Here is a 9067-nt window from a genome sequence, read left to right on the forward strand (position 1 = left end):
AGCCAGCCGATCTCGGCCTCGGCCTTCGGATCGTCGAGGCCGTCGTGCGTCGGCCAAGCGCCGAGAACGAGCATCCCGTCGCGCGTCGGTCCGGTCTCGGCGGTGACACGCCACAGTTCTTCGGTGATGAACGGCATGAACGGATGCAGCAGCTTGAGGATCTCATCGCGCGCCCACGCCACCATGGCGCGGGTTTCGGTCTTGGCGTCGCTCTCCTCGCCCATCAGCACCGGCTTGGCGAGTTCGAGATACCAGTCGCAATACACGTTCCAGACAAAGCGATAGGCCGCACCCGCGGCATCGTTGAAGCGATAGCCTTCGATCGCCTCGGAGACCTCCCGCGTGGCGCGCGAGGTCTCATGCGCGATCCAGCGGCTGAGCGTTTCCTTCGCCTTGGCCGGATCGAAACCGGGCGGCAGCACGCAGCCATTCATCTCAGCGAAGCGGCAGGCGTTCCAGAGTTTGGTCGCGAAATTGCGGTTGGTTTCGACGTGCTGCGGCGACAGCTTGATGTCGTGGCCCTGGGCTGCCGCGCGCGCCAGCGCAACGCGTAGCGCGTCGGCGCCGTAGTCGTCGATGACGCCGAGCGGATCGATGACGTTGCCTTTCGACTTCGACATCTTCGCGCCCTTCTCGTCGCGGACGAGACGGTGGATATAGACATCGCGGAACGGCACCTCTTTCCTGAAATGCAGGCCCATCATCATCATCCGGGCCACCCAGAAGAAGATGATGTCAAAACCGGTGACCAGCACATCGGTCGGATAATAGCGCTCGACATCCCTGGTATCGTCCGGCCAGCCCAGCGTCGAGAACGGCCACAGCGCCGAGGAGAACCAGGTGTCGAGCACGTCCTCGTCGCGGGTGATGAAGCCTAAGCGTTTTGCCGGGTCGAGCGCCATCTCGCGCCCCTGCTCCGGCGTAATGACTTCCTGCTCGGCGTAATAACCGAGCGCGTTGCCGACCGCCTCTTCCTCCGTTTCTGCGACGAACACTTTTCCGTCCGGTCCGTACCAGGCGGGAATCTGGTGGCCCCACCACAGCTGCCGCGAGATGCACCAGGGCTGGATGTTTTCCATCCATTCGAAATAGGTTTTTTCCCAGTTCTGCGGCACGAACGACGTTGCGCCGCTGCGCACCGCTTCGATGGCGGGCTCGGCCATGGTCTTGGCGTCGACATACCACTGGTCGGTCAGATACGGCTCGATCACCACGCCGGAGCGGTCGCCATGCGGCACCATGTGCGTGTTGGGCTCGATCCGCTCCAGGAAACCGAAATCCTCAAGCCGGGCCACGATCTCTTTGCGCGCGGTGAAGCGATCGGCGCCATCAAATTCTTCCGCGAATTGTGTCGAGCCCACCGGCAGATCGCGCAGATAATTCTCGTTGCCGAGCAGCGTCAGACGCCCCTCCTGATCGAGCACGCTGATCTGCGGCAGTCCATGCCGCTTGCCGACCTCGAAATCGTTGAAGTCGTGCGCCGGCGTGATCTTCACCGCGCCGGAGCCTTTTTCCGGATCGGAATATTCATCCGCGACGATCGGAATCGCGCGCCCGACCAATGGCAGGATTACGCGTTTGCCGATGAGATCGGCGTACCGTTCATCACCCGGATGCACCGCCACGGCCGTGTCGCCGAGCATCGTTTCCGGCCGCGTGGTGGCGACGACGATGAAGCTCGACGGATCCTCAGGGTTGAACGTCTTGCCCTCCAGCGGATAGCGCAGATACCACAGGCTGCCCCTGACCTCGATTTGCTGCACTTCGAGATCGGAGATCGCGGTCAGGAGCTTGGGATCCCAGTTCACCAAGCGCTTGTCTTTGTAGATCAGGCCGTCGCGATGCAGCGCGACGAACACTTTTATCACCGCGCGCGACAACCCCTCGTCCATGGTAAAGCGTTCGCGCGACCAGTCGCAGGACGCCCCCAGCCGCTTCAGCTGGTTGGCGATGACGCCGCCGCTCTCGGCCTTCCATTGCCAGACGCGCTCGAGAAATTTGGCGCGGCCCATCTCGCGGCGGCCCGGCTGCTGGCGCTCCATCAATTGGCGCTCCACCACCATCTGGGTGGCAATGCCGGCATGATCGGTGCCGGGCTGCCACAGCACGTCGCGGCCGCGCATCCGCTCGAACCGGCACAGTACGTCCTGCAGCGTGTTGTTGAGCGCGTGTCCCATGTGCAGCGATCCCGTGACATTCGGCGGCGGGATCACGATGGTGAACGGTTTTGCGTCGCGGCGTTCGGGGCGGCCGGCCTTGAAGGCGCCGGCCTCCTCCCAGAGGCGGGACATGCGGATTTCGATCTCGGCGGGCTGGTAGGTCTTCTCGATCATGGGCGCTAGAAAGCCGCCACAACGCCCTGAGTCAACACGGCAAATCAGGCGGCCCGGTCAACAAAACGGCATGCAATGGCGGAATGAAGGCTTGGTCAGCGCCTGATGCGGACGCAGGGCTAGGTGCATGATGGTTTTAAGTTGAATCGCCGCGACGCTCAGCTCACCTCGCCCCGCAGGGGAGAGGCGAAAGGGAGCCGCGTCAACCTAAATTCCATCACGCTAGCGGCCGCGGGAAACCCGTTCGATTTCCGCCTTGACGATGCGCTCGACCAGCCCGGGCAGATTGTCGTCGAGCCAGGATTTCAGCATCGGCCGCAGCATTTCCTTGACCAGGTCTTCCAGCGTCCGCGCGTTGTTGCTGAGCACGGTGTTGGCGAGCGTATTGAAGGCCGACTCGACTGCGGAGACCGTCGAGCGCGACAACATCTGCTGGGCCGGCGCGGCCGGACTCTCGTAGATCGGCGGCGGCTCGAACGCGGGCTGACGATGCCGCGGGGCGCTGGCGACGGCCTCGCTGAATTCCAGGTCATCGTCGGGTTCAACCTTCTGGAATGGCGCCGGCTGTGGATCCGGCAGCGCCATCTCGTCGGTGAGTTCGAATACATCCCCATCCGGCAGCGGCGGCCGGACCTCGGCCTCGGACGTTGCCGCATCCAGCCCGGCCAGCATGGCGTCGATGTCGTCCTGGCTATTGGCCGCGGCAGGCGGATTCGGCGCCGGCGCCTTTGCCGGTGTTGGCTGGGCCGCGGCGATGGCCGAGGGCGGGATATCGGTCATGGCTGCCGGTTTTGCCACCGGCGCTGCGCCAGACCTCGCCGATGCGGCCGGCGCGGCAGCCATCTCGGCAGGTTTGGCTTCGTCGTCGGCGATGATGCGCCGGATCGACGCCAGAATCTCCTCCATCGAAGGTTCCTGGACCTTTGCAGGTTGCGTCATCTCCGACTCCACATCTCCAACGCCTTGGCTAAGCGTCTTACATCAAGCGAGGCAGGATTGGCCGTTTCCGGATTCGCAGGCGCCGACTTGTCCCCAGATCAAGCGCCTCTCGATTGATTCGCGCCGTCCAGCCTCACCCAAGCACCGCAACATCACCACTACGATGCCGCGCGAATCGCCTTGTAGCCCTGCGGCAAGGCTACGTCATGGCAACAATTGATTGCAAGCAACGGGCTGCGGAGACAGCCTTTTGCGATTCGCCGGATTCGGTCAGCGGCCGTCGGGGATGCGAACGCCGGCCCAGCTGTCGCGGACCTGATGATAGTGCACGCTCGGATCGTAGACGTTTGTCTTCAGGCCCAGCACGATCGGCGCCAACCGTCCCACGGCGTTCAGAACGGCGTAGGACGCAACGACGCGATCATGCTGGGCGGTAACGAGCGCGACGCGCGCGTTGACCAGCGCCTGCTGCGCGTTCAGCACGTCGAGCGTCGTGCGCTGCCCGGCCTTGGCTTCCTCGCGCACGCCGTTGAGCGCGATCTCCGACGCCGATACCTGGGATTGCGCAGATTGGACCTGCGCCTTGCCCGCCACCAGCTGGCCCCACGCCGTAACGACGTTGGAGCGGGTCTGGTCGCGCACCTGCTCAAGCGCGAGACGCTGCTGCGCCAAGCTTTCCTTGTTCTGCCGGATCAGCGAATATTCCGCGCCGCCCTGATAGACCGGCACGGATAGCTGCGCGATCGCCGAGGCGCCGAACTGGCGATAAAACGTCAGCGTCTGCTCGTAGGACTGCTGCACCGAGCCCTGCAACGTGACCGTTGGAAGCAGCGCGCCTTCGCTCACCTTGACCTGAAGGAAGCTGACATCGATGCCGAACATCGCCGCGGTGACGTTGGGATTTTCGGTCAGGCCGAGATCGACCGCGCCCGGCAGCGACACCGGCAGAAAGCGGTCTACCGGAGAACCCGGTGCGAGCGCCTCGGGCTCGTTGCCGATGATGCGGCGGAAATTCGCCCTGGTCGTGACCAGGTTGGATTCGGCGGTCAGCAACTGGGTGCGACCGGCGGCCAGCTGCGCCTCCGATTGGGCGACGTCGGTGCGGGTCACTTCGCCGACGCTGAAGCGGTCACGCGTCTGCTTCAAGGTCTGTTCGAGGACGCGAACGTTGCTCTTTTGAACCTCCACGATCGCCGAATCGCGTAAGTAGTCCATGTAGATGGTGGCGGCCGAGAGCAGAACCGACTGTTCGAGAACCCGCAAACCCTCGCGCGCTCCGGAAACCTGTGCCTCCGCCGCGCGGGTCCGGTTCGCCGTCTGAAACCCGTTGAATACCGTTTGCGATATCGTCGTGCCGATGGAGCGCGGCGAGTTGACGCCGTGGATCCCGGTCTTGACGAGATTGTTAGGGCCGCCGCCCGCGGTGGTCAGCGTATCCGTATACTGGGTTCCGGCGCTGGCGGTGACCGCGACCCGCGGTCGATAGCCCGACAGCGCTTGCGGCACGTTTTCGTCGGTGAAGCGGACCTGGGCGCGTTGCGCGTTCAGCTGCGGATTGTTCTGATAAGCGCGCACCAGCGCGGCATCGATCGTATCAGCCAGCACGGGAGTAACCCCGATACTCGCCAACAGCAGGACCGCTGCCGCGGTTCCGGTAACGATCCTCACGCCACCCATTCGAGATAATCCATCTACGACGCCTCCCGGCTCGGCAGCGCCGGCCGGGTTATTTGCCTTCGACTTGAGTCGATTTCCCGTCCCAGCTTATTCGCCGCGATAGTGCGACGGAACCCCCGGAGCCGAATCCCGGTGGAAACTCTTGCGATGAAGCATCTCGGCCACACCTCTGATCTGGAACGAGATTTATGCGCTGTTTGCGCTAGAAAACGAACGCCGGCGGCCGCTCCAGCCCCGGCAGAACCGGCACGGCCGCATCGAAAAGCGCCCGGTCGCCAAAGTCGGCGTGGGAATGCGTCACAATCATCGCCCGCGGCGGCCGGCTCGTTGCAAACACCCCCACCAGCCGCCCACCATCCCTGAGCTGCCGGTAAAGCCGTTCCGGAATAATCTCGGTTGCCCCGGAAAGAACGATCACGTCATAGGGGGCATTGATCTTGTCCCCATCGGCGGCAGCAGCGGTCCGGACCGTTACATTGCCGAAGCCGAGTCTGGCCAGCACATCGCCCGCTTTCGCAGCCAGCGCATCGTCGCATTCGGTCGCGGTCACCCGGCCCGCAAGTTTTGCCACCACCGCGGCCACATATCCGCTCGCGCAACCGACCACCAGGACGCTGTCGGTCTCGCTGATTTCGGCGGCCTGCAGCATCTTGGCGATCACCACCGGCTTGATCAGGAAACGCCTCGTGGCGCCGGCTTCGCCGACATCGAGGTCGAGGTCGAGATAGGCCAGCGCGCGCTGGTCTTCGGGTGCGAACGCCTCGCGCGGCACGGCGAGCATCGCGTCGATGATCCTAAGGTCCGTGACGTCGCTGGGGCGCACCTGACCATCGACCATTTTCTGACGTGCGGTCGAAAAATCGGACATCGGCGATCCCTGCATCGGAAAGGAAGTTCCGGCATCTTTGATGCATGCTTGGCCAAAACGCAACATCGCGGCCGTGCCACCGGCGCGATCACATCAGTCATGGAATATTGGCTGGGCGGGCCGGCTACTCGATCGCGACGACCAGCCGTCCGATCAGCCGCGCTACTTCGTCGAGTTGTCCGGCATCATGATCCTCGACCGCGCGCGCGAGCCGGATGAGACACTCCTCATAGCTCATCGATAGCACATCGCTTGGAACGATCGACGGAATCGCTTGGTCGGAATGGGCGGTCGACATCAAAATCACCTTCGGAATCGTACCAGCAGAAGCAAGCATCGTGCCGGAATGAGACGTTTTGGCGTCCGGTTCCTGACGCCGTCGGGTCTTCCATTTGGCGCGATGCCACCCCGAACGGCGCCTTGCTCAGCCAGAAACGTGAGCGATCGCCACCATGCAGCGGCTTTCATCCGGCATTGACACCGCGCCGGATCGGCTTATTTCCCGCTTTGCAAGCCTTGGGGGCTTTGTTATACGCTGCCCCTTGCGAAGACTGTTTCGCTCTGTTCCCTGGTAGCTCAGTGGTAGAGCAACCGGCTGTTAACCGGTTGGTCGCTGGTTCGAATCCGGCCCGGGGAGCCAACATCCAAATCCATTGAACGCGACGATAATTCACGCCTCGTTGACCCGCGCTCAGCGACGGGCCGAAAAACTGGTCATGTCCGTTTTCCAGGATACCCCGCCGCGTCGGTGCGAGATGCCAGCCGCCGCTTTTCGTAGCTAGGCAGAAACGAAAGTCCTCTCAAGCGCCGATTGAAGCTTCGAAAGCTGCGCGGCGGTGAGCGTTTTTGAGGCTGTCGCATGGTGCAAAACGTTCTTCACCAAAAACGTCATCGTCTCTGCCATTTCGGATGAATTTCGCGTCTTTGCGGTGACTGAACCCAGCCATCGCCGGCGCAACGAGAGAGGATCGGGATACACGATGGTGTCGGCGTCGATCATCCATCGCAGTATTGCATGGGCGTCGGAAAGTATCGGTGCGGTCAGGTCGAAACCGTTGTGACGCGCATAGACATCGCGCGAGAAAACCACTTGCGAGCTGCTGACGGTCCAGTGGCTGGCAAACTGAAGCAAGGCGTCCGGCGCGGGCAATACGGCCTCCCGTTCCGGCCGACAGTACATCTCGGCGTTCTCGCCGGCCTGGTCGACCAGGCTCGCGGCGAAGCAAAGCAGTTCTGCTCCTCTGTACCGGTCGAACAGCGACGATGAATCGAAAGCAATTGCGGCAAGGCCATATCGTCGTCTTGAAGGACGTAAATAAAGCGGCCCCTGCTGGACTCGATCGCCTTCTTCCAGTTGGGCCCCATTCCCAGCCGACGATCATTGCGCATGATCGGCAGGCGTACACTCGATACTTTGCAGGTAAGACCATGTTGCATCGTCGGAGCAATCATCGACAACCAGCACTTCGAAATCATCGAACCCGGTTTGCCCGAGGGCGGAAGCAACGGCTTGTCGAAGAAAAACCAACCCGATTGAAGGTGGAATAACGACGCTGAAACGAACTGGATTTGTGCTGGGTCATAAAATGCGAGGTTCAACCTTGCGATAACACAAGCGGCGAACCCGTGACCATCGGTAAAGCCGCTCAATCTCAGTCGGGCCGCAAGCGCATGAAATCTGTTCGCTTCCTTGGTTGGACCATCGGGACCGCGGAAGCGATTCGCGACAATGAAAACCTTCGGCGCGATTCTTGTCCCTGGCGGGGCGGCCGAACTGGAAGCCGGTCCATCCGCTTTGCTCCAGCATCTTTCCCAGCCCGATGCTCCCTCCGTAGCGCGTGCCGCAATCGTTTCTCCCGTCACGATTGCGGTTGACCTCGGCCGCCGAACGCAACCGCGGCGACGCTTGCCGAAACGCCGTCGTCGCCAAGAGTCCGAGGCAGCGGCTGCTGAAATTGTTATTCGTCTATAGGTTGCCGTATGATAAGCAGAGACCGGACTATCGCCGACTGATCTTTCAGGGGAGGATCGATTCGATGAAGAAGCCCAAGGGCAAGTCTGCCAAGGCCAAGGCCGCCAAAGCCAGGTCTGCCAAGACAAAGTCTGCCAAGACAAAGTCCGCCAAATCCAAGTCTGCCAAGTCCAAATCTGCAAAGGCCAAGTCTGCAAAGGCCAAGTCTGCCAAGACCAAGGCCGGCAAGACCAAAGTCGCCAAGACCAAATCTGCTAAGACCAAGGCGGCTAAGAGCAAGACGGCCAAGGCAAAGACGGCAAAGGCCAAGCCGGCCAAGGCAAGGACGGCAAAGACCAAGCCACGCGCGGCGTACCGCCCCGAGGTCAAACCCGAGATAGCCCCTGCCGGCCGACCGGACGTCCGACGCGGCGGACCGATCATCGAGGTCGCGCCCAGCGTGAGGCCGGACGTGAAACGGGGGGGACGGATCGTCGAGGTTGCCCCTGAAATCAGGCCTGACGCCCGGTATGGACCCATCGTCGAGGTTGCGCCGCGCGCCAGACCCGACGCCAAGCGCGGACCCATCGTCGAGGTCGCGCCGGATGTTCGTCCCGACTACAAGAAAAATCCTGGAAAGATTGTCGAAGTGGCCCCGGACGTCCGGCCGGACTACAAGCGGCGGCCCCCCATCCTGGGCGAAGTAGCGCCCGAGACCAGGCCCGAGATCAAACCGGAAGTGCGTCCCGAAATCGCCCCGGAGTACAAGCCGGAAGTGCGTCCCGAAATCGGCCCCGAGTACAAGCCGGAGGTGCGTCCCGAAATCGGCCCGGAGTATAAGCCGGAGATCAGGCCTGAAATCCGTCCCGAGATCAGACCGGAAATACGCCCGGAGATCGGGCCCGATGTACGGCCGGAGGTGCGGCCGGAAATCCGTCCCGAGATCAGGCCGGAGATCCGCCCCGAGATCGCACCGCAGAAGAAGCCGACCGGTAACAAATAGGACGTCCGGAAAACCGGTGGGTTAGCGCCAATGTTCGGAGAACCAGCCGACTGATGCCGTCCGAAAAACCGATCGCCCTCGTAAGCATGCCGACGTTATCCGGGCGCTTTCCGTCGTTTCAGCTCGGATTGCTCAAGCCGTTCCTGGAGCAGCAGGGCTTTTCGGTCCAGCCGTTCTCGCTGTTCATGTATTTCGGCACCCATGTCGGCTGGCAGATGAACGAAGTGCTCGCCGAGGTCTGGCCGAGCCTGATCGGCGAATGGATATGGACCAAGGCCGCGTTCGGCGAGCACGAA

The 9067-nt window shown here is 62.4% G+C and carries 8 protein-coding genes, 1 tRNA gene and 1 pseudogene; 3 read left to right on the forward strand and 7 right to left on the reverse strand.

The annotated features are described in order from the left end of the window. From VGP39_RS01415 to VGP39_RS01435, 5 genes are all read right to left on the reverse strand, one after another. Nucleotides 1-2333, reverse strand: a 2333-nt coding sequence (locus VGP39_RS01415; RefSeq protein ID WP_327566324.1) for a valine--tRNA ligase, incomplete at its 3' end; no start/stop codon positions are given. 222 nt (nt 2334-2555) lie between these two features. Next, complete coding sequence (locus VGP39_RS01420; RefSeq protein ID WP_327566325.1) at nt 2556-3272, reverse strand: DUF2497 domain-containing protein; 717 nt, start codon at nt 3270-3272, stop codon at nt 2556-2558. A 270-nt stretch (nt 3273-3542) separates the two neighbouring features. Beyond that, nucleotides 3543-4949 (reverse strand): TolC family outer membrane protein, encoded by a 1407-nt coding sequence (locus VGP39_RS01425; RefSeq protein ID WP_327566326.1) that lies wholly within the window; start codon nt 4947-4949, stop codon nt 3543-3545. 202 nt (nt 4950-5151) lie between these two features. After that, complete coding sequence (locus VGP39_RS01430; RefSeq protein ID WP_327566327.1) at nt 5152-5817, reverse strand: protein-L-isoaspartate O-methyltransferase; 666 nt, start codon at nt 5815-5817, stop codon at nt 5152-5154. A 124-nt stretch (nt 5818-5941) separates the two neighbouring features. Further along, on the reverse strand, nt 5942-6115 hold the full coding sequence (locus VGP39_RS01435; RefSeq protein WP_327566328.1) for a hypothetical protein: 174 nt from the start codon (nt 6113-6115) through the stop codon (nt 5942-5944). A gap of 267 nt (nt 6116-6382) precedes the next feature. Between VGP39_RS01435 and VGP39_RS01440 the strand changes: the two genes are divergently transcribed. Continuing rightward, a tRNA-Asn gene (locus VGP39_RS01440) sits at nt 6383-6457 on the forward strand. A 138-nt stretch (nt 6458-6595) separates the two neighbouring features. Here VGP39_RS01440 and VGP39_RS01445 read toward each other — a convergent pair. Further along, nucleotides 6596-6967 carry a hypothetical protein gene (locus tag VGP39_RS01445; protein ID WP_327566329.1) on the reverse strand — a complete coding sequence of 124 codons (372 nt, stop codon included), beginning with the start codon at nt 6965-6967 and terminating at the stop codon, nt 6596-6598. A 228-nt stretch (nt 6968-7195) separates the two neighbouring features. Then, nucleotides 7196-7363 (reverse strand): glycosyltransferase, encoded by a 168-nt coding sequence (locus tag VGP39_RS28085; protein ID WP_414644540.1) that lies wholly within the window; start codon nt 7361-7363, stop codon nt 7196-7198. Between the two features lie 325 nt (nt 7364-7688). Between VGP39_RS28085 and VGP39_RS01450 the strand changes: the two genes are divergently transcribed. Both VGP39_RS01450 and VGP39_RS01455 read left to right on the forward strand, forming a co-directional pair. Beyond that, nucleotides 7689-8771, forward strand: coding sequence for a hypothetical protein (locus tag VGP39_RS01450; RefSeq protein WP_327566330.1), 1083 nt, complete (start codon nt 7689-7691; stop codon nt 8769-8771). Between the two features lie 53 nt (nt 8772-8824). Continuing rightward, nucleotides 8825-9067, forward strand: a pseudogene (locus VGP39_RS01455) (hypothetical protein); the annotation flags it as partial.

The organism is Bradyrhizobium sp. (assembly GCF_036009065.1).
In the GTDB taxonomy this organism is placed as follows: domain Bacteria; phylum Pseudomonadota; class Alphaproteobacteria; order Rhizobiales; family Xanthobacteraceae; genus Bradyrhizobium.

Bases quoted from the DNA above. Each gene is read 5' to 3' on its own strand.
- VGP39_RS01435 (WP_327566328.1), bottom strand. From the start codon at position 6,115: ATGTCGACCGCCCATTCCGACCAAGCGATTCCGTCGATCGTTCCAAGC.
- VGP39_RS01420 (WP_327566325.1), bottom strand. From the start codon at position 3,272: ATGACGCAACCTGCAAAGGTCCAGGAACCTTCGATGGAGGAGATTCTG.
- VGP39_RS01430 (WP_327566327.1), bottom strand. From the start codon at position 5,817: ATGTCCGATTTTTCGACCGCACGTCAGAAAATGGTCGATGGTCAGGTG.
- VGP39_RS01425 (WP_327566326.1), bottom strand. From the start codon at position 4,949: ATGGGTGGCGTGAGGATCGTTACCGGAACCGCGGCAGCGGTCCTGCTG.